The organism is Xenophilus arseniciresistens (genome assembly GCF_028023875.1).
Lineage (GTDB): Bacteria > Pseudomonadota > Gammaproteobacteria > Burkholderiales > Burkholderiaceae_C > Xenophilus > Xenophilus arseniciresistens.
This window is the reverse complement of the sequence record NZ_JAQIPB010000003.1, coordinates 44,996-65,994: the sequence shown is the minus strand read 5'-3', so window position 1 is coordinate 65,994 and position 20,999 is coordinate 44,996. Positions and strand designations below refer to the sequence as shown.

At 67.0% G+C, this 20,999-nt stretch carries 19 protein-coding genes; 13 read left to right on the top strand and 6 right to left on the bottom strand.

What is annotated here, in order from left to right; translation table 11 throughout:
- Window positions 1-94 precede the first annotated feature (94 nt).
- Window positions 95-1,276 (bottom strand): methionine adenosyltransferase, encoded by a 1,182-nt coding sequence (gene metK, locus PGB34_RS08950; protein ID WP_271427743.1) that lies wholly within the window; start codon window positions 1,274-1,276, stop codon window positions 95-97.
- A gap of 196 nt (window positions 1,277-1,472) precedes the next feature.
- Between metK and PGB34_RS08945 the strand changes: the two genes are divergently transcribed.
- A complete protein-coding gene (locus tag PGB34_RS08945; protein ID WP_271427742.1) occupies window positions 1,473-2,342 on the top strand; it encodes a lysophospholipid acyltransferase family protein in 870 nt (289 codons plus the stop codon).
- Window positions 2,339-3,214: an LpxL/LpxP family acyltransferase gene (locus PGB34_RS08940; protein ID WP_271427741.1), complete on the top strand. Its 876-nt coding sequence runs from the start codon at window positions 2,339-2,341 to the stop codon at window positions 3,212-3,214. Before PGB34_RS08945 ends, PGB34_RS08940 begins: the two co-directional genes overlap by 4 nt.
- 21 nt (window positions 3,215-3,235) lie before the next feature.
- Here the strand turns inward: PGB34_RS08940 and PGB34_RS08935 are convergent, their stop codons facing one another.
- Window positions 3,236-4,162: an alpha/beta fold hydrolase gene (locus PGB34_RS08935; RefSeq protein WP_271427740.1), complete on the bottom strand. Its 927-nt coding sequence runs from the start codon at window positions 4,160-4,162 to the stop codon at window positions 3,236-3,238.
- 61 nt (window positions 4,163-4,223) lie between these two features.
- Window positions 4,224-4,985 carry a ribosome biogenesis GTP-binding protein YihA/YsxC gene (gene yihA / locus PGB34_RS08930; protein WP_408647856.1) on the bottom strand — a complete coding sequence of 254 codons (762 nt, stop codon included), beginning with the start codon at window positions 4,983-4,985 and terminating at the stop codon, window positions 4,224-4,226.
- 98 nt (window positions 4,986-5,083) lie between these two features.
- Here yihA and PGB34_RS08925 point away from each other — a divergent pair, with 98 nt between their 5' ends.
- The 5 genes from PGB34_RS08925 (at window position 5,084) to PGB34_RS08905 (ending at window position 11,282) form a co-directional block, all read left to right on the top strand.
- The gene (locus PGB34_RS08925; protein WP_271427739.1) at window positions 5,084-5,770 is read left to right on the top strand and encodes a c-type cytochrome; all 687 of its coding nucleotides are present in this window, start codon (window positions 5,084-5,086) and stop codon (window positions 5,768-5,770) included.
- A gap of 180 nt (window positions 5,771-5,950) precedes the next feature.
- A complete protein-coding gene (locus PGB34_RS08920; protein WP_271427738.1) occupies window positions 5,951-8,128 on the top strand; it encodes a cytochrome c biogenesis protein ResB in 2,178 nt (725 codons plus the stop codon).
- Complete coding sequence (ccsB, locus tag PGB34_RS08915) at window positions 8,125-9,444, top strand: c-type cytochrome biogenesis protein CcsB (protein WP_271427737.1); 1,320 nt, start codon at window positions 8,125-8,127, stop codon at window positions 9,442-9,444. Before PGB34_RS08920 ends, ccsB begins: the two co-directional genes overlap by 4 nt.
- A 156-nt stretch (window positions 9,445-9,600) precedes the next feature.
- Window positions 9,601-10,608 carry a protein-methionine-sulfoxide reductase catalytic subunit MsrP gene (gene msrP, locus PGB34_RS08910; RefSeq protein WP_271427736.1) on the top strand — a complete coding sequence of 336 codons (1,008 nt, stop codon included), beginning with the start codon at window positions 9,601-9,603 and terminating at the stop codon, window positions 10,606-10,608.
- Complete coding sequence (locus PGB34_RS08905) at window positions 10,608-11,282, top strand: protein-methionine-sulfoxide reductase heme-binding subunit MsrQ (protein ID WP_408647855.1); 675 nt, start codon at window positions 10,608-10,610, stop codon at window positions 11,280-11,282. The genes msrP and PGB34_RS08905 overlap by 1 nt, the downstream gene beginning before the upstream one ends.
- Window positions 11,283-11,297: 15 nt before the next feature.
- Here PGB34_RS08905 and lysA read toward each other — a convergent pair whose 3' ends face one another.
- Both lysA and lptM read right to left on the bottom strand, forming a co-directional pair.
- The gene (gene lysA, locus PGB34_RS08900; RefSeq protein ID WP_271427735.1) at window positions 11,298-12,581 is read right to left on the bottom strand and encodes a diaminopimelate decarboxylase; all 1,284 of its coding nucleotides are present in this window, start codon (window positions 12,579-12,581) and stop codon (window positions 11,298-11,300) included.
- Window positions 12,578-12,808, bottom strand: a complete 231-nt coding sequence (gene lptM / locus PGB34_RS08895) for an LPS translocon maturation chaperone LptM (RefSeq protein WP_333909025.1) — start codon at window positions 12,806-12,808, stop codon at window positions 12,578-12,580. The genes lysA and lptM overlap by 4 nt, the downstream gene beginning before the upstream one ends.
- A 75-nt stretch (window positions 12,809-12,883) precedes the next feature.
- Here lptM and cyaY point away from each other — a divergent pair, with 75 nt between their 5' ends.
- The gene (cyaY, locus tag PGB34_RS08890) at window positions 12,884-13,222 is read left to right on the top strand and encodes an iron donor protein CyaY (RefSeq protein ID WP_271427733.1); all 339 of its coding nucleotides are present in this window, start codon (window positions 12,884-12,886) and stop codon (window positions 13,220-13,222) included.
- A gap of 66 nt (window positions 13,223-13,288) precedes the next feature.
- Here cyaY and PGB34_RS08885 read toward each other — a convergent pair whose 3' ends face one another.
- On the bottom strand, window positions 13,289-15,691 hold the full coding sequence (locus PGB34_RS08885; RefSeq protein WP_271427732.1) for a penicillin-binding protein 1A: 2,403 nt from the start codon (window positions 15,689-15,691) through the stop codon (window positions 13,289-13,291).
- Between the two features lie 246 nt (window positions 15,692-15,937).
- On the opposite strand from PGB34_RS08885, the gene PGB34_RS08880 reads away from it, so the two are divergent.
- The 5 genes from PGB34_RS08880 to pilQ are packed head-to-tail and all read left to right on the top strand — an operon-like array spanning window position 15,938 to window position 20,993.
- Window positions 15,938-17,014, top strand: a complete 1,077-nt coding sequence (locus PGB34_RS08880; protein WP_271427731.1) for a pilus assembly protein PilM — start codon at window positions 15,938-15,940, stop codon at window positions 17,012-17,014.
- Window positions 17,011-17,625: a PilN domain-containing protein gene (locus tag PGB34_RS08875; protein ID WP_271427730.1), complete on the top strand. Its 615-nt coding sequence runs from the start codon at window positions 17,011-17,013 to the stop codon at window positions 17,623-17,625. The genes PGB34_RS08880 and PGB34_RS08875 overlap by 4 nt, the downstream gene beginning before the upstream one ends.
- A 4-nt stretch (window positions 17,626-17,629) precedes the next feature.
- Window positions 17,630-18,319, top strand: coding sequence for a type IV pilus inner membrane component PilO (locus PGB34_RS08870; protein WP_271427729.1), 690 nt, complete (start codon window positions 17,630-17,632; stop codon window positions 18,317-18,319).
- Between the two features lie 5 nt (window positions 18,320-18,324).
- Complete coding sequence (locus PGB34_RS08865; RefSeq protein WP_271427728.1) at window positions 18,325-18,864, top strand: pilus assembly protein PilP; 540 nt, start codon at window positions 18,325-18,327, stop codon at window positions 18,862-18,864.
- Window positions 18,861-20,993, top strand: a complete 2,133-nt coding sequence (gene pilQ / locus PGB34_RS08860; RefSeq protein ID WP_271427727.1) for a type IV pilus secretin PilQ — start codon at window positions 18,861-18,863, stop codon at window positions 20,991-20,993. The genes PGB34_RS08865 and pilQ overlap by 4 nt, the downstream gene beginning before the upstream one ends.
- The last annotated feature ends 6 nt before the right edge of the window (window positions 20,994-20,999 follow it).

The following is a 20,999-nucleotide window of genomic DNA, read 5'->3' as shown; positions in this document are numbered from 1 at the left end:
GCCTCCTCTGCTCCCTCGAGCGGCGACCTTCAGGCAACAGGCCGCCGCCTGCTTGCGCAGACGGCGGCCTTTTTGTGGGGAGGCCGGTGCCGGCTCAGAGACCCGCGGCCGCGCGCAGCGCAGCGGCCTTGTCCGTGCGCTCCCAGCTGAACTCGGGCTCCTCGCGGCCGAAATGGCCGTAGGCGGCGGTCTTCTGGTAGATCGGGCGCAGCAGATCCAGCATCTGGATGATGCCCTTGGGGCGCAGATCGAAGTGCTCCGTCACCAGCGCGGCGATCTTCTCGTCGGGGATGACGCCCGTGCCTTCGGTGTAGACCGTCACGTTCATCGGCCGCGCGACGCCGATCGCATAGGCCACCTGGATCTGGCACTGGCGCGCCAGGCCCGCGGCCACGATGTTCTTGGCCACGTAGCGCGCGGCGTAGGCGGCCGAGCGGTCGACCTTGGACGGGTCCTTGCCCGAGAAGGCGCCACCACCGTGCGGGCAGGCGCCGCCGTAGGTGTCGACGATGATCTTGCGGCCCGTCAGCCCGCAGTCGCCCTGCGGGCCGCCGATGACGAAGCGGCCCGTGGGGTTGATCAGGTACTTGGTGTCCTGCAGCCATTCCTTGGGCAGCACGGGCTTGATGATTTCCTCGATCACCGCCTCGATGAAGCTGGCCTTCATCTGGGTCGGCGTCTCGCTCTGGTCGGGGTGGTGCTGCGTGGACAGCACCACGGTGTCGATGCTGTGCGGCTTGCCATCGACATAGCGCATCGTGACCTGGCTCTTGGCGTCGGGGCGCAGGAAGGGCAGGCGGCCGTCCTTGCGCAGCTGCGCCTGGCGCTCGACCAGGCGGTGCGCGTAGTAGATGGGCGCGGGCATCAGCTCGGGCGTCTCGTCGCAGGCATAGCCGAACATCAGGCCCTGGTCGCCGGCGCCGGTGTTCAGGTGGTCGTCCGAGGCATGGTCCACGCCCTGGGCGATGTCGTTGGACTGCTTGTCGTAGGCCACCATGACGGCGCAGCCACGATAGTCGATGCCGTAGTCGGTGTTGTCGTAGCCGATGCGCTTGATGGTGTCGCGCGCGACCTGGATGTAGTCCACGTGCGCGTTGGTCGTGATCTCGCCCGCCAGCACCACCAGGCCCGTGTTGGTCAGCGTCTCGGCGGCCACGCGCGAGAGCGGGTCCTGCTCGAAGATTGCGTCCAGGATCGCGTCGGAGATCTGGTCTGCCACCTTGTCGGGATGGCCTTCGGACACGGATTCGGAGGTAAAGAGGAAATCGTTCGCCATGAAATGAAACTCCGTCTGGGTGAGGACTGACGCGTTGCCAGGCCTGTGGGAGTCTTGGCGAACGCTTTAGCAGTTTGGGTTTAACGTCGCCCTGCAAGTAGTTCTGTAACTCGGCGACAATTTGCATTCTATTCGCCGACGGCCGCCGCCGAGCCGTCGCGCCTCGATCCCTTCACCCCCGATTCCTGCCGTCCCGATGATTGCCCTGTTTCGTCTGCTCGCCCGTGTGCCGCTGCCGTGGATGCACGCCCTGGGCCGGCTGCTGGGCTGGGCCGTGTGGTGGCTGGCACCGGGCTATCGCAAGCGCTTCAAGGCCAATGCGCAGGCGGCAGGGCTCACGCCGGCCCAGTACCGCCCGGCCATCGGCGCGGCCGGCGCGATGGCCGCCGAGCTGCCCTGGCTCTGGGCCCGCCCGCAGGGCGAGAGCGTGCTGCCCAAGGTGCTGCGCTGGGAAGGCATCGAAGTGTTTGAAGCCGCGCTGGCCGAGCGCCGCGGCGTCATCATGATCGTGCCGCACCTGGGCAGCTGGGAGATGTACGGCCAGGCCGTGGGCGAGCGCTTCTTTGCCGACCATGGCCCGCTCACGGCGCTGTTCAGGCCCGCGCGCAAGAAGTGGATGGCCGAGGTGCTGGCCGGCTCGCGCGACCGCACGGGCCTGCAGACCCTGCCCACCACCGTCAAGGGCGTGCGCGGCCTCATGCGCACGCTCAAGCAGGGCGGCTACACCGGCATCCTGCCCGACCAGGTGCCGCCCGAAGGGCAGGGCGTGTGGGCGCCCTTTCTGGGCCGGCCGGCCTACACCATGACCCTGTTGCCGCGGCTGGCGCAGACCACGGGCGCCAAGGTGTTCCTGGGCGTGTGCCAGCGTGTGCCGGGTGGCCGCTACGTGGTGCGCTTCGAGCCCTTCGAGGGCACGGCGCTCACCGATCCGCAGGCGTCGGTGGAAGACGCCGCGGCCGCCATGAACGTGGGCATCGAGCGGCTGATCCGCGCGCTGCCCGGCCAGTACGTGTGGGACTACGCGCGCTACAAGCAGCCGCGCCAGGAGATGGAGGTCGCGCAGTGAGCGTGACGGCCCGTCTGGGCATCGGCTTCATGAAGGTGCTGGCCCGCCTGCCGCTGCCGGTGGTGCGCGGCCTGGGCGCGGGATTCGGCCACCTGCTGTACGGGCTGGCCAGGCCGCGCCGGCATGTGGTCGACGTGAACCTGAAGCTGTGCTTCCCGCACAAGAGCGATGCCGAGCGTGCGCGCATCGCGCGCCAGACTTTTGTGTACGTGGCGCAGGCCTGGCTGGACCGCAGCTGGCTGTGGCATGCGCCGGCCGAGGTTATCGACCAGCGCGTGCGCATCGTGGGCGCCATCGACGAGATCGACGTGGGCAACGCTCCCACCATCCTGTTCGCGCCGCATTTCTACGGCCTGGATGCGGCCGCCACCGCGCTGACCAAGCACAACCCCAAGCCCTCGACCACCATCTACACCACGCAGCGCGATCCCATGGTCGACGAGTGGACGCGCAAGGGCCGCACGCGCTTTGGCAACGTCACGGTGCTGCACCGGGTGGACGGCATCAAGGAGATCGTGGCCGGTCTGCGCAAGGGCGGCGTGCTCTACCTGCTGCCCGACATGGACTTCGGCCCGACGAATTCGATCTTCGTGCCGTTCTACGGCATACCGGCGGCCACCGTGCCCTCGCTGTCGCGCTTTGCGCGCCTGGGCAAGGCCAAGGTGGTGCCGGTGGTCTCGCGCTTCGTGCCGGGCGGCTACGAAATCGAGGTCATGCCTGCGTGGAAGGACTTCCCATCGGACGATGCGCAGGCCGATACGGCCCTGGCCACGCGCCGGCTGGAGGCCCTGATCGACACCATGCCCGAGCAGTACTACTGGGTGCACCGCCGCTTCAAGACGCGGCCGCCGGGCGAGCCGCCGCTCTACTAAAAAAGAAAAGGAGTCCCGCGTTCAGCGCGATGGCTTGCGCTGGATGAAGGCACCGATTTCCTGCGCCACGCGCTGCGGCTGCTCATGCACGATCCAGTGCGTGGCATTGGCCACCTTGGTCACCGTGAGGTCGGGCACATAGGCGTCCAGCCCTTCGAGCAGGCCCGGCAGCAGCGCCATGTCGTCCAGTGCCCAGAGCACCAGCGTGGGCACCTGCACATTCACGCGCTCGGGCGGCAACTGCGGAATGTCGTCGACCGTGGTCTTGCCCGGCACCGGCGGCTTCATGGGCGTGACGCGGTACAGGTTGCAGGCACCCGTCAGGCCCTGGCTCCAGACCTCGCGGTACTTCGCCCGCACCTCGTCGGTGAGCCAGCCAAAGCCCTCGGGCCCGGCCTTCATCATCGTGAACATGGCGAACAGGCGCGCGAAGCCGTTTTCGGCCAGCACCGCTTCGGAGCCCGGCGCGGCCAGCCAGTTCATGTAGGCGCTGGCCTTCTGCTGATCGGCGCTTTGCCGCAGCTCGCGCGTGAAGGTGCCCGGGTGCGGTGAATTGAGGATCACCAGCCGCGTGAGGGATTGCGGCAGCGCATTGGCAAAACCCCAGCCGAAGGCGCCGCCCCAGTCATGCGCCACCAGCGTGTCGATGTGGCCCCCGGCGTTCTCCGACTTGGCCAGCTCGGCCACGTCCTGGATCAGCAACTGCGGCTTGTACTGCGCGACCTCGGTGGGCGAGCTGGAGCGCTCGAAGCCGCGCAGGTTGGGGGCGATGCAGCGGTAGCCGCCGTTCTCGGGCCTGGCGAAGTGCTCGAGCAGCGTGTCCCAGATGAAGGCCGCTTCGGGAAAGCCGTGCAGGAATACCATCAGCGGCCGGCCGGGTTCGCCAGCGGCGCGGCAGCTCAGGGTGATGCCATGCGGCAGCTCGCGCAGGAAGGTCTGGATCGTCATGGTGCTGGTTGTCTCCGTTGTGGGCTTCTTCGTCGGCAGTGCACCTGGGGCGATCCGGGCTTCAGCCAGCGGCTGGCGGCGTCGGAGGCTCGGCGTCCTGCGCGTTCCGGGCTTCGGCCTGGTCGTGCGGCGGGTGCGTCCACTGCCACAGCAGTCGCGCAGCCTCTTCCACACCCTGGCGCTTGAGGGCCGAGAACAGTCTCACCTCGCCGCCACCGGCCTGCAGTCGCGCAATGGACAGGGCCTTGGCACCTTCGGATCGCGTGAGCTTGTCGGCCTTGGTCAGCAGCACCAGGAAGTTCAGGCCCTGCTCCACGCGCGGGCGGATCACGTCCAGCAGGATCTCGTCCAGCTCGGTCAGGCCCAGGCGCGGGTCCACCATCAGCACCACGCCGGCCAGCGTCTCGCGCGTGACCAGGTAATTGCCCATCACGCGCTGCCAGCGCAGCTTGGCCTCGCGTGGCACGGCCGCATAGCCGTAGCCCGGCAGGTCGGCCAGCACGGCATCGTCGACCTGGCCCTTGCCCACGCCGAAGAGGTTGATGTGCTGCGTGCGCCCCGGTGTCTTGGAGGCGAAGGCCAGGCGCTTTTGCTGCGTGAGCGTGTTGATGGCCGTGGACTTGCCCGCGTTGGAGCGGCCCACGAAGGCGATCTCGGGCAGGCCCAGCGGCGGCAGATGTTCGAGCTGTGGCGCGCTCGAGAGGAAATGCGCGGTGTGCAGCCAGCCCATGGCAGCGCGGCCTTCGGCGGCGGCCGAAACGGCAGGAGGCTTGGAAGCCGCATCCCCGTGCATGGAGGACGAGGACGAAGGCGGCAGGGTCATGGGTCGCTTAGGGCTCAGGAGGGGGCGGATGGCCCGGGGGCGCATTGTAGAATCGCCCCCGATTCGCGCCCACAACCAGAGCCTCGAGAGCCCCCGATATGAAGTTGTGCACGTTCCGCGTCAGTCCTATTTCGCTTTGTCTTGGCGCCCTGCTAGGGGTTGCCGTCAGTCTGGCCCAGGCGGCCGAAGAACCCGCCAAGCCAGCCGCCGCACCGCCGGCCGTTGCGAAGCCGGACCCGGCGAAGGGAGACACCCTTTTCAACACGGCACCGCCCAACGGCGTGTCCTGTGCCTCATGCCACAACGCCGATGGCAATTCGGCCATTGCCGCCAATCCCAAGCTGGCGCAGCAGCACCCCGAGTACATCCTCAAGCAGTTGCAGGAGTTCAAGGGCGGCAAGCGCAAGAGCGCGGTGATGCAGCCCATGGTGGCGCACCTGAGCGAACAGGACATGCGCGACATCTCCTGGTTCCTGGGCAGCAAGGCCGTCAAGAACGGCTTCGCCAAGGAAAAGGATCTGGTCGCCCTGGGTGAACGCATCTACCGCGGTGGCATCCCGGACCGGATGATCCCCGCCTGCGCCGGCTGCCACAGCCCCAACGGTGCCGGCATTCCCGCACAGTACCCGCGCCTGGGCGGCCAGCACGCCGACTACACCGGCACGCAGCTCAAGGCCTTCCGCGATGGCGGGCGTGCCAACAGCGCGCAGATGGTCGGCGTGGCCCGCAAGATGAACGACCGCGAGATCCGCGCCGTTTCCGACTACATCGCCGGCCTGCGCTGAGGGCCCTGCCACGGTCGGTGTGCCAACTGGCCGACAATGCGCCGCAGCACCACCGTGGCCCGTGCCACAGAACTTCGCCGCCGATAACAACACCAAAGCGGGCGGGCCCATCCCTGAGGATGGCCCGCCTTTTTTCATGATGGCCCGCCGTCAGAGCGTTGCGGGCAGCCTTCGATTCGCATGAGCACCTCCACCCATGGCATCCGGCTTCGCAGCGGCTCGCACGCCTGGCGCGTGGCCGTGGAGCTGCTGTCGTCCATGCGCTTTGCCATCACCTTGCTGACGGTGATCTGCATTGCCTCGGTGATCGGCACGGTGCTCAAGCAACATGAGCCGCTGGGCAACTACATCAACCAGTTCGGGCCGTTCTGGGCCCAGGTCTTTCGCGCGGCGCGGCTCGACTCCATCTACAGCGCCTGGTGGTTCCTGCTGATCCTGGCCTTCCTGGTGCTCAGCACCTCGCTGTGCATCGCGCGGCACACGCCGCGCATCCTGCAGGACCTGCGCAGCTTCAAGGAAGACATGCGGGTGCAGGGTCTGCGCGCCTTTGGCCTGCGCGCGAGCAACGGCCTGGCCGAAGCGCCCGAGGCCGAGGCCCGGCGCATCGGGCAGCTGCTGGTCGGTGGCGGCTGGAAGGTCAAGCTGCAGCGCCGCGAGGCACCGGCCGAGGGCTGGATGGTGGCCGCCCGCGCGGGCGGGGCCAACAAGCTCGGCTACATCGCGGCCCACGGCGCCATCGTGCTGGTGTGCCTGGGCGGGTTGCTGGACGGCGACCTGATCGTGCGCGCGCAGACCTGGTTCAACGGCAAGAGCGCGTTCTCGGGCGGCGGCATGATTGCCGACGTGCCGGCCCAGCACCGCCTGTCGGCCGCCAACCCCACCTTCCGCGGCAACATCCTGGTGCCCGAGGGGCAGCAATCGAGCATCGCGATCCTGAATCAGGCCGATGGCGTGCTGCTGCAGGAGCTGCCCTTCGCCATCGAGCTCAAGAAGTTCATCGTCGACTACTACTCCACCGGCATGCCCAAGCTCTTCGCCAGCGAGGTGGTGCTGCACGACCGCGCCACCGGCGAGACCAAGGAAGCGCGCATCGAAGTCAACCACCCGGCCAGTTGGAAGGGCGTGGAGATCTACCAGAGCAGCTTCGACGACGGCGGCTCCACCGTGAAGCTCAAGGCCGTGCCCATGGCGGCGGCCGTGAAGCCCTTCGAGATCGAAGGCACCATCGGCAGCAGCGCGCAGCTGAGCAACGGCGACCAGAAGTTGCGGCTCGAGTACACCGGCCTGCGCGTGATCAACGTCGAGAACCTGGCCGGCAACAGCATGGGCAGCGGCACCGACGTGCGCAAGGTCGACCTGCAGGCCGTGCGCCAGGGCCTGGAATCGCGCCTGGGCGCGGCCAACAAGGTGAGCAAGGTGCGCGAGCTGCGCAACATCGGCCCCAGCGTGAGCTACAAGCTGCGCGACGAGGCCGGCCAGGCGCGCGAGTACCAGAACTACATGGTGCCGGCCCAGCTCGAGGAAGACAGCCCGCCGGTGTTCCTGCTGGGCGTGCGCGAGCAGACGGCCGATGCCTTCCGCTACCTGCGCATTCCGGCCGACGAACAGGCCGAGATGACGGGCTTCTTGCGACTGCGCGAGGCGCTGGGCGATCCGGCGCTGCGCCAGCAGGCGGTGGACCGCTACGTGGCGCGCGCGCTGGAGCCCGGCCGCAGCGACCAGGCCGAGCAGTTGCGCGCTTCCGCGGGCCGCGCCCTGGGCCTGTTCGCCGGCGTCGAGCGCGTGCGTGAGGCCGCCGACGAAGCGGGCGGCTCGCGGCCGGCCGGCGGCTGGCAGGCCATTGCCGAATTCATCGACCTGCGCGTGCCCGAGGGCGAGCGCGAGCGCGCAGGCCAGGTGCTGGTGCGCATCGTCAACGAAGTGCTGTTCGAGCTGCTCAACGTCTCGCGCGAGCGGGGCGGGGCGCCTGCGCTGCCCATGGACGATGCCACGCAGGCCTGGCTCACGCAGGCCGTGCTGGCGCTCAGCGATGCGAACTTCTACCCCGCGCCCATGGCGCTGATGATGACCGACTTCCAGCAGGTGCAGGCCAGCGTCTTCCAGGTGGCGCGCGCGCCGGGCAAGAACATCGTCTACCTGGGCTGCCTGCTGCTGATCATCGGCATCTTCGCCATGCTTTATGTGCGCGAGCGCCGGCTGTGGATCTGGATCGCGCCGGCCGGCCAGGGCCGCAGCGACGCGACCATGGCCCTGTCGGTGAACCGGCGCAACATGGACAGCGACAAGGAATTCGCGCTCTTGCGCCACAAGTTGCTGAACCTGCCGCCCGCAAGCGCGGCCAAGGACCCCCAAGCATGACCACGACCACCCTCACCCTCCACGAGAGCTGGCTGTCCCGCCGCACTGTCTACGACTGGGTCTTCGCGCTCATGGTCGTGGCCGGGGGGCTGTTTGCGCTGCTGCGCTACCAGGCTTCGATGGACGGCTACGAAAAGGTGATCCTGCTGGGCACCTTGCCCGCGATAGTGTGGCTGGGCTGGTACTGGCGGCCGCTGCGCACGCTGATGCTGGGCGTGGCCGCGGCCTCGGTGCTGGCGATCCTCAGCTACGGCGGCGATCTCACGCGCGCCGACCAGGTCTTCTGGCTCAAGTACTTCCTGTCCAGCCAGTCGGCCATCCTGTGGATGAGCGTGCTCTTCTTCATGGCCACGGTTTTCTACTGGCTGGGCTTTTTCAGCAGCAGCCAGGCCGACGCGATGGAGCGCATCGGCTCGCGCATCACCTGGGCAGCCGTGGTGATGGCGCTGATCGGCACGATGGTGCGCTGGTACGAAAGCCACCAGATCGGCCCCGACATCGGCCACATCCCGGTCAGCAACCTCTACGAGGTCTTCGTGCTGTTCTGCTGGATGACCGCGCTCTTCTACCTCTACTACGAAGACCGCTACGACACCCGCGCGCTGGGTGCCTTCGTGATGCTGGTGGTCAGCGCCGCGGTGGGCTTTTTGCTCTGGTACACGCTGGTGCGCGAGGCGCACGAGATCCAGCCGCTGGTGCCGGCGCTGCAGAGCTGGTGGATGAAGATCCATGTGCCGGCCAACTTCGTGGGCTACGGCACCTTTGCGCTGGCGGCCATGGTGGCCTTTGCGTACCTGATCAAGCAGCAGGCCGCTGAGGCGCGCTGGTACAAGCTCACGCCCATCTGGCTGCTGGGCGTGGCGCTGTGCTTCGTGCCCGTGGCCTTCCGGCTGCGCGGCGTGGGCGAGGCGGGCGGCAGCTACTGGGTGGGCTATGCGGCCATCTCGGCGCTGATCGCCCTTGGCATCCTGCTCGCGCGCAAGCGCATCGCGGCGCGGCTGCCGGCCTTCGAAGTGCTGGACGACGTGATGTACAAGGCCATCGCCGTGGGCTTCGCCTTCTTCACCATCGCCACCGTGCTGGGCGCGCTGTGGGCGGCCGACGCCTGGGGCGGCTATTGGAGCTGGGATCCGAAGGAAACCTGGGCGCTGATCGTCTGGCTCAACTACGCAGCCTGGCTGCACATGCGCCTGGTCAAGGGCCTGCGCGGCACCATCGCCTCGTGGTGGGCGCTGGTGGGCCTGGCCGTCACCACCTTCGCCTTCCTGGGCGTCAACATGTTCCTGAGCGGGCTGCACAGCTACGGTACCTTGTAGCCCTTGTCTGTCGTGCAGGCCTGGCCCTGCTGAGGCAGACTGGCGATGAGGCTGACGGATTCCGGCGTGTAACCTTTGTGGCTCCCGCGCCGAACTTCAGGCTGTCCTCGTTTGCAATGTGCTGCCGCTTCGTGCGGCGGCCCAGAAAGGCTGCACATGCTGATCCGCTCCCGCGATTCCGGTTTCGTTCATCCCCAGGCTGCCGAGATCACGCCGCGCGCCGCCTATGAGGGGCGCCGCGACATGCTGCGCTGGCTGGCCGGCGGCGCGGCCGGCGCCGCGCTGGCCTCGTGGGCCGGGCGCGAGGCGCTGGCCCAGGCTTCTGCCGTCAAGGCGCCGGGCAAGCTTGCGGCCCTGCCGTCGGTGCCCTCCAAGGTGGCGGGCGCGCAGACCATGGAGGCGCTGACCGCGTACAAGGACGCCGCCAGCTACAACAACTTCTACGAGTTCGGCACCGACAAGTCCGATCCGGCCAAGAACGCGCACACGCTCAAGACGCGGCCCTGGACCGTGCAGGTCGAAGGCCTCGTGAACAAGCCGCGCACCTTCGACATCGAGGAACTGCTCAAGCTCTCGGCCATGGAAGAGCGCATCTACCGCCTGCGCTGCGTCGAAGGCTGGTCGATGGTCATCCCGTGGGAAGGCTATTCGCTGTCCGAGCTGATCAGGAAGGTGGAGCCGCAGGGCAGCGCGAAGTACGTGGAGTTCGTGACCCTGGCCGATCCCAAGACCATGCCCTACGTGGGCTCGCGCGTGCTCGACTGGCCCTATGCCGAGGGCCTGCGCATGGACGAAGCCATGCACCCGCTGACCCTGCTGAGCTTCGGCATGTACGGCGAAGTGCTGCCCAACCAGAACGGGGCGCCGGTGCGGCTGGTGGTGCCCTGGAAGTACGGCTTCAAGTCGGCCAAGTCCATCGTGAAGATCCGCTTCACCGAAAAGGAGCCTGGCACCGCCTGGAACAAGGCCGCGGCGCAGGAATACGGCTTCTATTCGAACGTCAACCCCGAGGTGGACCACCCGCGCTGGAGCCAGGCGACCGAGCGGCGCATTGGCGATCCGGGCGGGCTGTTCGCCAAGCGCCGCAAGACCTTGATGTTCAACGGCTACGAAGCCCAGGTGGGGCAGCTGTACGCCGGCATGGACCTGAAGAAGTTCTACTGATGGCCAAGGCCGCCACGCCATCGCGCGCGGCCGGCGCAGCACCGCTGCAGCGTGTGCTGATGCACCGCGCCGTCAAGCCGCTCATTTTTGTGCTGTGCCTGCTGCCTTTTGCCAGCCTGCTCTACGGCGCCATTGCCGGCGACCTGGGCGCCAACCCGGCCGAAACCCTGATCCGCAGCACCGGCGACTGGACGCTGCGCCTCTTGTGCGTGACGCTGGCCGTGACGCCTGTGCGCGTGATGGCAGGCCTGCCCGCGCTGGCGCGCTGGCGGCGCATGCTGGGACTCTTCGTCTTCTGCTATGCCTGCATGCATCTGCTGTGCTACGCCTGGTTCGACATGGGCTTCGAGCCCGCGGACATCGCGGCAGACATCGCCAAGAGGCCGTTCATCCTCGTGGGCTTCGCGGCCTTCGTGGGCCTGCTGCTGCTGGCGCTGACCTCTTTCAACCGGGCCGTGCGCGCGCTGGGGGGCAAGCGTTGGCAGGCCCTGCACCGGCTGGTCTACGGCATTGCCGGCCTGGCGCTGCTGCACTTCTTCTGGATGCGCGCCGGCAAGCGCGACTTCGCCGAAGTGATGGTCTATGCGGCCATCATCGGCGTGCTGCTGGGTTGGCGCGTGTGGCGCTGGTGGCGCGGCCGGCAGGCCAGGCGGCCGGCTGCTGCGGCCGCCTGAGCACGGCGGCCTGCTTCAAGGCAGCTCGGTGCGAAGCTGGTCCTCAATGCTTTCGCGGCGGCGGATCAGCGTGGCCTTGTCGCCGCTGACCAGCACCTCGGCTGCGCGCGCACGCGTGTTGTAGTTGCTCGCCATGCTCATGCAATAGGCGCCCGCAGACAGCACCGCCAGCAGGTCGCCCGCCTGCACCGCCAGGTCGCGATCACGGCCCAGCCAGTCGCCGCTTTCGCACACCGGGCCCACCACGTCGTAGCGCACCGTGGGTTCGTCGGCGCGCAGGGCCAGCGGCTCGATGCGATGGAAGGCCTGGTACATGGCCGGGCGCGGCAGGTCGTTCATGGCCGCATCGACGATGCAGAAGTTCTTCTCTTCACCGGGCTTGGTGTAGAGCACTTCGGTGACGCACACGCCCGCATTGCCGACCAGCGAGCGACCCGGCTCGATGACGATGCGGCGCTCGCCGAAGCCGCGAGCGTCCAGCCGGGCCAGCAACTGCTGCCACAGCGCATCGGCCGCGGGCGGCGTGTCGCCGTTGTAGTCGATGCCCAGGCCGCCGCCGAAGTCCAGGTGATGCAGGCGGATGCCGTCATGGGCCTCGATGGCCTGCACCAGATCCAGCACGCGCTCCACCGCGTCCAGGTAAGGGTCGGCTTCGGTGATCTGCGAGCCGATGTGACAGTCGATGCCCACCACCTGCAGCCCCGGCAGCGCGGCCGCGTGGCGGTACACGGCCACGGCGCGGTCGTGGGCCACGCCGAACTTGTTGCCCTTCAGGCCCGTGGAGATGTACGGGTGCGTCTTCGGGTCGACATTGGGGTTGATGCGCACGCTGATGGGCGCGCGCCTGCCCTCGGCCAGCGCCACTTCGTTGAGCACGTCGATCTCGGCTTCGCTTTCGACGTTGAAGCAGCCGATGCCGGCGGCCAGGGCCTGGCGCATTTCGGCGCGGGTTTTGCCCACGCCAGAGAAGATCACCTTGGCGGCGTCGGCGCCTGCGGCCAGCACGCGCGCCAGCTCACCGCCGGAGACGATGTCGAAGCCGCAGCCGGCCTCGGCAAACACCCGCAGGATGCCCAGCGAGGAATTGGCCTTGATCGCGTAGCAGACCAGCGCATCGCGGCCGGCGAAACCGCGGCGGTAGGCCGCCAGCGCGTCCAGCATCCACTGCTGGGAGTACACGAACAGCGGCGTGCCATGCTGGCGCGCCAGGGTTTCGAGCTCGAGGTCTTCCACACACAGGCTGCCTTCCTTGCGCGCCACGTGCGGCTGGCCCGGGAATGTGTTGAGTGACGGGCTCATCGCGCCGTTCCTCCTGCGGGGGCGCCCACGCCGGCGGCGGGAACGCTGGCATCGTTGCGATTGGTTCGCGCGTCGCCATTGGTGCTGCTGCTGGCCGGCGCGTCGGGCGCCAGGCCCGGCAGCACGGTTTGCGGCAACGTCGCGCGCTGCGCGGCGGCCGGGTCGGTGGGCAGGTACAGCGGGCCGCGCTGGCCGCAGGCCGACACGGACACAAGAGCGGCCAGCACAGCGACCCCAAGGCCAGCGCGGCTGCTGGCGCTCACTAGAATTCTTTGGGCATTCAACATCACGAAATTCTATTCATGACCGATCAGGAGTATCTGGACCACGCCGAGGCCGCGCTTGCGGCCATCGAGCAGGGCTGTGACCGCATCAATGACGACACCGATGCGGACATCGACAACCAGCGCACCGGAGGCATGATCACGCTGACTTTCGCCAATCGCAGCCAGGTGGTGGTCAACCTTCAGCCGCCGCTGCATGAAATATGGGTGGCGGCACGCACCGGTGGCTACCACTACAAGCATGACGGCCAGCAGTGGCTGGACACCAAGACCGGCGAGGAACTGTTCGCCGTGCTCTCGCGTGAGGCCAGCCTGCAGGCCGGCCAGGCCCTGCGCTTCGACGCGCCCGCACGCTGAGGGGCCAGCCGGGTTCAGGCCGCGGGCGGCGACACCGAGGCCGGCTCGGGCGGCCTTCGGGCGTCCTCAGTTGCGGAACATGTCCAGGATCCTGTTGCGCTCGTCGCCACCCGAGCCGTGCGCTGCGCCGGATGAGGCCCCAGGGTCCGCAGTCACTGGCGCCACCTCCACGCCCAGCGTGGACACGGCGCGTCCCGGCGTGTAGTCGTCGTAGTACCACTCGCCGCCGACGTTCACCACACCGGGCGGCGGCTGAAGTTCGGCCACGGGCACGCCCTTGAGCGCGGTCTGCATGTAACTGATCCACACGGGCAGGCTCAGGCCACCGCCGGTTTCCCGGCTGCCCAGCTTGCGCGGCGTGTCGTAGCCCATCCACACCACGGCCACGTTGGTCGGCTGGAAGCCGGCGAACCAGGCATCCAGCGAATCGTTGGTGGTGCCGGTCTTGCCGTAGAGGTCGGTGCGCTTGAGCGTGGCCTGCGCGCGGGCCGCCGTGCCGCCGCTGGTGATGGATTGCAGCAGCGTGTTCATCACGAAGGCATTGCGCTGCGGGATGGCGCGCTGGCTCTCGTCGAGCTTGGGCGGCTGCACGTCGACCAGCACCTTGTCCTTGTGGTCGGTGATGCGCGTGATCAGATAGGGATTGATGCGAAAGCCGCCGTTGGCGAAAACCGCGTAGGCGGTGGCCATCTGCATCGGTGTGACCGAGCCGGAGCCCAGCGCCATCGGCAGATAGGCTGGGTGCTTCTCACGCTCGAAGCCGAAGTGGGTCACCCATTCCTGCGCGTACTTCGTGCCGATGGACTGCAGCACGCGGATCGAGACCATGTTCTTGGACTTCATCAGCGCGCGGCGCAGGCTCATCGGACCTTCGAAGTTGCCGTCGTAGTTCTTGGGCTCCCAGGGCTGGCCGCCCGTGGTACCGGCGTCGAAGAAGAGCGGACCGTCATTGACCACCGTGCTGGGCATGAAGCCCTTTTCCAGCGCCGCGGAATAGATGAAAGGCTTGAAGCTGGAGCCCGGCTGCCGCCAGGCCTGCGTGACGTGGTTGAACTTGTTCTTGCTGAAGTCGAAGCCGCCTACCAGGGCCTTGACGGCGCCATCGCGCGGGTCCAGCGAGACGAAGGCGCCTTCCACCTCTGGCAACTGCGTGATCTCCCAGCTGCTCTTGGGGGTCTGTACCACGCGGATCACCGCACCGCGGCGAATGCGCAGGTTGGGGGCCGCCTTGTCCGACAGTCCCGACTGCACGGGCTTGAGCCCATCGCCGCTGATCTTGAGCACGTCGCCGTTGGCGCGCATGGCCGTCACTTCCTTGGCCGAGGCGCTCAGGACGACGGCCGACAGCACGTCGCCGTTGTCCGGGTGCTCGGCCAGGGCGTCGTCCACGGCTTCGTCCAGCTCGGCCGCGTCGGCGGGCAGGGTCACGAACTTCTCGGGGCCGCGGTAATGCTGGCGCCGCTCGTAGTCCATGATGCCCCGGCGCAGCGCCTCGTAGGCGGCGTTCTGATCGGCAGATTCGATGGAGGTGTAGACCTTCAGGCCGCGGGTGTAGGTACTTTCGCCGTACTGGGCGAACAGCAGCTGGCGCACCGTTTCTGCGACGAATTCGGCGTGCAGGCGGCGGGTGCCCTGGCGGTCGCGCAACTGCAGCTTTTCCTCGCGCGCCACGGCCGCTTGCTGAGGGGTGATGAAGCCGGCCTCGACCATGCGGTCGATGACGTAGATCTGGCGCCCGCGTGCGCGCGTCGGGTTGTTGATGGGGTTGTTGGCGCCGGGCGCCTTGGGCAGGCCGGCCAGCATGGCGGCTTCGGCGATGCTCAACTCGGCCAGCGTCTTGCCGTAGTAGGCGTCCGCGGCGGCGGCGAAGCCATAGGCCCGGTTACCCAGGTAGATCTGGTTCAGGTAGATCTCAAGGATCTGGTCCTTGCTCAACTGGTGTTCCAGCTTGAAGGTCAGCAGGATTTCGTAGATCTTGCGAGTGAGCGTCTTTTCGGAACTGAGGTAGACGTTGCGCGCCACCTGCATCGAGATCGTGGAGGCGCCCTGGCTCTTGGCTCGCTCGAGGTTGGCCAGGCCGGCCCGCATCACGCCCTTGTAGTCCACGCCCCCATGGTCATAGAAGCGCGTGTCTTCGGCCGCCAGCACGGCGTCCTTCATCAATTGGGGCACCGTCGCGATCGGCGTGAGATTGCGGCGTTCCTCGCCGAACTCGCCAATCAGCATCCCGTCGGCCGAGAAGATGCGCAGCGGCAGCTTGGGGCGGTAATCCGCCAGGTCCGAGACATCGGGCAGGTTGGGGTAGGCCACCGCCAGGGCCATCGCCAGCACGATCGCGGCCGAAGCCACCACCGCGGCGCCCAGGCCAGCGACCCAGAGGAGGCTGCGAACCAGCCAGCGCAGCCACAGTGGCCGTTGAGGGGGGGATTGCTTCTTGTCAGGCCCGCGGGCGCTGGAGGAATCGGGCATGGCAGTCGAAGGAGTAGGCTGCTGATTATAAAAAGGCCGGCCTCAGGAGCCGGCAGGGCCGGGAGGCAGGCTGCGCAGGTGGTTGCTCACATCATCCCGTGATCAATCTGTGCAAGCCGTGCGCTTTTGGCAACGCTTACATGTTTGCCTGCGCCGCAGTCGTGGTTTGGCGCTATATCTGCTGATAGCATGTAACCACACGCAAAAATTTCTATTCGTTACAAACCCTTCTTTGGGGACTTTACGGTGGCCTTTGCATCTCTGTTTCGCCGTCAAGCGGCCCCGCTGCTCGGCCTGGACGTGAGTTCATCCAGCGTGAAGCTGGTCGAACTTTCCAGGTCCGCAAGCGGCAAGCTGGTGCTGGAGCGCTGTGCGATCGAGCCTTTGGAGCGAGGCTGGATTGCCGATGGCAACGTCGAGAAGTTCGACGAAGTCGCCGATGCGGTGCGCCGGCTGGTTCGCAAGAGCGGCACCCGCACCAAGAGCGCTGCGCTGGCGCTGCCGCCTTCGGCCGTCATCACCAAGAAGATCGTCCTGCCCGGAGGCCTGAGCGAGCAGGAACTCGAGATCCAGGTGGAGTCCGAGGCCAACCAGTACATTCCGTTCTCGCTCGATGAAGTGAGCCTGGACTTCTGCGTGGTGGGCCCCAGTGCCGGCTCGGTCGATGACGTGGAAGTCCTGATCGCTGCCTCCCGCAAGGAAAAGGTGCAGGATCGCCAGGGCCTGGCCGAAGCCGCTGGCCTGAAGGCTGAAATCCTCGATGTGGACTCCTTTGCATCGCGCCTGGCGACCACGCGCCTGATCGAGCAACTGCCTGGCGGTGGCTACGATGCGGTGGTCGCCCTGTTCGAGGTGGGCGCTTTCACCACGAGCATGCAGGTGATGCGCAATGAAGAGGTGCTCTACGACCGCGACCAGGCTTTCGGTGGTGCCCAGCTCACGCAACTGATCGCGCGCCAGTACGGCTTCTCGCCGGAAGAAGCCGAGGCCAAGAAGCGCAGCGGCGACCTGCCGCCCGAATACGCCTCTGGCGTGCTCAAGCCTTTCGTGGCCAGCATCGCGCAGGAAATCGCGCGCGCCCTGCAGTTCTTCTTCACCAGCACCACGCACAACCGCGTGGACTATGTGCTGCTGGCCGGCGGATCCGCTTCGCTGCCGGGTCTGACCAGCGCCGTGACCCGCCAGACCTCTTTCGCCTGCTCTCTGGTCAATCCCTTCGAGGGCATGGAATTCGGCGCTGCAGTGCGCGAGAAAAAGGTGCGCCGGGAGGCGCCTTCGTACCTCACGTCCTGCGGTCTGGCCATGCGGAGGTTCCTGCAGTGATCCTGATCAACCTGCTTCCTCACCGCGAAGCGGCACGCAAGCGGCGCCGCGAGAATTTCTACGCCGCGCTGGGCGTGTCGGTGCTTGTGGGCGGGCTGCTGGCGGGCGTCGGCTTTCTGTGGCTGCAGGCCCAGATCGAGCTGCAACAGTCGCGCAACAGCCTGCTCCAGTCCGAAATCAAGAAGCTGGACAACGAGATCAAGGAGATCGCGAGCCTGCAGGCCGAGATCGCGGCCCTGCGCGCACGCCAGCAGGCCGTGGAGGACCTCCAGGGTGACCGTAACCTGCCTGTACACCTGCTCAACGAACTGGTGCGGCAGTTGCCGGACGGTGTCTATTTCACCGAAATGAAGCAGGAGAACCAGGTCGTGTCGCTGCAGGGCATGGCCCAATCGAACGAACGCGTCTCGGAATTGCTGCGCAACCTAGCCAACAGCAGCCCCTGGCTCGCCAAGCCGGAGCTCATCGAGATCACGGCTGCCAACGTCACGCTGAGCGCGCGCGATGTGCGCCGGGTGGCCAGTTTTCGCATGCGGGTGGACGTGAAGCGTCCCACGCAGATCAAGCCAGAAGGCGCTGCCAAGCCTGCGCCCGGCGCAGTGAAGGGTTGAGAGCATGGCGAAGAAGCGTTCCGCCTCCCTGTCCCTGCCGAAGGTCGACATCGGCACGACCCTGCGTCGCTGGGGCGCGCAGTTCCAGGGACTCAATCCCAACGACCCGGCTGTCTGGCCCCCGATCCCGCGCTACGTGCTGCTGGTGGCCCTGGCGGCCGTCACCGTGGTCGCGTTGTGGTTCGTCTGGCTCACCGACGTCAATGACGAACTCGAAACGGCGCGCTCGACCGAGCAGACCCTGCGCCTGGATTACCAGAAGAAGGTGGCGCAGGCCGTCAATCTCGATCTGCTGAAACAGCAGCGCGAGCAAGTGCAGCAGTACGTCACGCTGCTCGAGAAACAGCTGCCAAGCAAGGCGGAGATGGACGCGCTGCTGTCGGACATCAACCAGGCCGGCCTGGGGCGCAGCCTGCAGTTCGAGCTGTTCAGGCCCGGCCAGGTCGTGCTGCGCGACTATTACGCCGAACTGCCCATCGCCGTGCGCGTGACCGGCCGCTACCACGACATGGGCTCCTTCGCCTCCGATGTGGCGCATCTGTCGCGCATCGTGACGCTGAACAATCTGTCGATCGCGCCGGCCAAGGATGGCGGCCTGACGATGGACGCCACGGCGCGAACCTACCGCTACCTGGATGCCGAGGAGCAGGCAGCGCAAAAGCGCGCGGCCCAGGCAGAGAACAAGAAGAGATAAGAACCATGCGTGCAGCAACTTTGTGCGGCGCCTTGTGCGTCCTGGTTCTGCTGGGGGGCTGCGACGGGGGCCAGGAGGACCTGCGCAGCTGGATGCGTGACGAGCGCGCCAAGGTGCGTCCGCGCGTCGAGCAGATTTCCGAGCCCAAGCGCTTCGAAGCCCAGCGCTACACCGAGGTCGCGGCCGTGGAGCCCTTCAGCCGCGACAAGCTGACCCAGGCACTGCGCCGAGAAACCGCGGTGCCTGGCTATTCGGATCTGCTGGCCACCGAGCTCAACCGGCGCAAGGAAGCGCTGGAGGCCTTTCCGCTGGACAGCATGGCCATGGTCGGGAGCCTGGACCGCAACGGTCAGCGCGTGGCCCTGCTGCAGGTGGACAAGCTGCTCTACCAGGTGCGGGTGGGCAACCACATCGGCATGAACTACGGGCGTATCACCCGTATTGGCGAAACGGAATTGGCTTTGCGTGAAATCGTGCAGGACGCGGCTGGGGAGTGGATCGAGCGGCCCGTCACGCTGCAACTGCAAGAGAAGGCGAACAAATGAAGTCACAAGCAAAAACAACCTGGCAGGGCTGGCTGCGCTGCGCAGCCCTCGGCTTGTTCGCACTCGGTGCGACGGCGCTGGCGCATGCGCAGAATGCCATTCAGGCAATCACCGGCTCGCTGCAGTCGGGGGCCGAAGTGGTTCGCATCGACTTCGCGCAGCCTCTGGCCGCATTGCCGCAGGGCTTCACCGTCCAGAGTCCCGCGCGCATCGCGCTGGATTTCCCGGGCGTGAGCAATGCCGTGGGACGGTCGGCGGTCGATCTGAACCAGGGCAACCTGCGTTCGGCCAACGTCGTGCAGGCCGGCGACCGGACCCGGCTGGTGCTGAACCTGAAGCAGGCGGTGGCCTACCGGGCCGAGTTGCAGGGCAATTCACTGCTGGTGGTGCTGGAGCCGGCCGCAGGCCCGGCAATGGCTTCGGCGGGCAACACGGCTTTTGCAGAGAACCGCAACCGCGACACTCTGCCCATTCGCGACATCGATTTCCGCCTCGGCGAGGGCAACACGGGCCGCGTGATCGTGGCGCTGCCCAACAACCAGGTGGGTGTGGATGTGCGCCAGCAAGGCAGCCAGCTGCTGGTCGAGTTCACGCGCTCGCGCCTGCCCGAAGGGCTGCGCCGCCGCCTTGACGTGGCCGACTTCAACACGCCTGTGCAGTTCGTCAGCGCCCAGCAGGTGGGCGACCGCGTGCGCATGACCATCGAGCCGCGCGGCGACTGGGAGCATTCTGCTTACCAGAGCGACAACCAGTTCGTGGTGGAAGTGCGCGCGCGCAAGGTGGACCCGACCAAACTCACGCAGGGCGTGGGTTACACGGGCGAGAAGCTGTCGCTGAACTTCCAGAACATCGAGATCCGATCGCTGTTGCAGGTGATCGCCGACTTCACGAATTTCAACATCGTCACCTCGGATTCGGTGACGGGTGCGCTGACGCTGCGGCTGAAGGACGTGCCCTGGGACCAGGCGCTGGACATCATCATGCAGGCCAAGAACCTGGGCATGCGCAAGAACGGCTCGGTGCTGTGGATCGCGCCCAAGGACGAGATCAACGCCAAGGAGAAGATGGACTTCGAGGCCCGCGCGGCCATCGAGAACCTCGAACCCCTGCGCACCCAGTCCTTTCAGCTCAACTACACCAAGGCACTGGTCATTGCCCAGGGCTTGTCGGGCACCGGCGCCGCCGCGGGCGGCGGCGGTGGCAGCGGCACCGCCACCCGCATCCTGAGTCAGCGCGGCAGCGTGATTGCCGAACAACGCACCAACCAGGTCTTCGTGACGGACGTGCCGTCACGGTTGGCGCAGGTGGCCGAAATGATCCAGAAGCTGGATGTGCCGATGCGCCAGGTGCTGATCGAGGCCCGCATCGTGGAAGCCACCGACACCTTCGGTCGCTCGCTGGGCGTGCGCCTGGGCGGCGGCATCATCAACACACGCAGCACCTTTGGCGCGATGCCCACGGTCGCGCCCAACGCCGTGGTCAACGGCGCCTTCACCGCCAGCCCGAGCGCGACCACCACCTTCACGAATTCCAACTTCATCAACCTGCCTGCGACCTCAACCACGGGCGATGCTGTGGGAACTTTCGCGCTGTCGCTGTTCAATTCCAGCTTCTCGCGCATGCTGAATCTGGAAATCTCGGCCATGGAGGCGGACGGCAAGGGCCGCGTGATTTCGAGCCCGCGCGTGATCACGGCCGACCAGACCAAGGCGCTGATCGAGCAGGGTGAAGAGATTCCCTACCAGCAGGCCACCTCCAGCGGCGCGACGTCCATCTCGTTCCGCAAGGCCGTGCTTAAGCTGGAAGTGACGCCCCAGATCACGCCCGAAGGCAACATCATTCTGGCGCTGGACGTGAGCAAGGATTCGCGCGGCGTCAATACCAGCGCGGGTCCGGCCATCAACACCAAGCATGTGCAAACCGAGGTGCTGGTGGAAAACGGCGGCACGGTGGTGATCGGCGGCATCTTCGAGCTGACCGAAACCAATGACGAATCGCGCATCCCCGTTCTGGGCGAAGTGCCGGTGGTGGGCGCACTCTTTCGCAAGCGTGATCGCACGGCCAATAAGACCGAGATGCTGGTGTTCATCACGCCGCGCATGATCACGGACCGCAACGCCAGCCGTTGAGATTGT

Bases quoted from the DNA above. Each gene is read 5' to 3' on its own strand.
- metK (WP_271427743.1), bottom strand. From the start codon at position 1,276: ATGGCGAACGATTTCCTCTTTACCTCCGAATCCGTGTCCGAAGGCCAT.
- PGB34_RS08945 (WP_271427742.1), top strand. From the start codon at position 1,473: ATGATTGCCCTGTTTCGTCTGCTCGCCCGTGTGCCGCTGCCGTGGATG.
- PGB34_RS08935 (WP_271427740.1), bottom strand. From the start codon at position 4,162: ATGACGATCCAGACCTTCCTGCGCGAGCTGCCGCATGGCATCACCCTG.
- yihA (WP_408647856.1), bottom strand. From the start codon at position 4,985: ATGACCCTGCCGCCTTCGTCCTCGTCCTCCATGCACGGGGATGCGGCT.
- PGB34_RS08925 (WP_271427739.1), top strand. From the start codon at position 5,084: ATGAAGTTGTGCACGTTCCGCGTCAGTCCTATTTCGCTTTGTCTTGGC.
- PGB34_RS08920 (WP_271427738.1), top strand. From the start codon at position 5,951: ATGAGCACCTCCACCCATGGCATCCGGCTTCGCAGCGGCTCGCACGCC.
- ccsB (WP_271427737.1), top strand. From the start codon at position 8,125: ATGACCACGACCACCCTCACCCTCCACGAGAGCTGGCTGTCCCGCCGC.
- msrP (WP_271427736.1), top strand. From the start codon at position 9,601: ATGCTGATCCGCTCCCGCGATTCCGGTTTCGTTCATCCCCAGGCTGCC.
- PGB34_RS08905 (WP_408647855.1), top strand. From the start codon at position 10,608: ATGGCCAAGGCCGCCACGCCATCGCGCGCGGCCGGCGCAGCACCGCTG.
- lysA (WP_271427735.1), bottom strand. From the start codon at position 12,581: ATGAGCCCGTCACTCAACACATTCCCGGGCCAGCCGCACGTGGCGCGC.
- cyaY (WP_271427733.1), top strand. From the start codon at position 12,884: ATGACCGATCAGGAGTATCTGGACCACGCCGAGGCCGCGCTTGCGGCC.
- PGB34_RS08885 (WP_271427732.1), bottom strand. From the start codon at position 15,691: ATGCCCGATTCCTCCAGCGCCCGCGGGCCTGACAAGAAGCAATCCCCC.
- PGB34_RS08870 (WP_271427729.1), top strand. From the start codon at position 17,630: ATGGCGAAGAAGCGTTCCGCCTCCCTGTCCCTGCCGAAGGTCGACATC.
- PGB34_RS08865 (WP_271427728.1), top strand. From the start codon at position 18,325: ATGCGTGCAGCAACTTTGTGCGGCGCCTTGTGCGTCCTGGTTCTGCTG.
- pilQ (WP_271427727.1), top strand. From the start codon at position 18,861: ATGAAGTCACAAGCAAAAACAACCTGGCAGGGCTGGCTGCGCTGCGCA.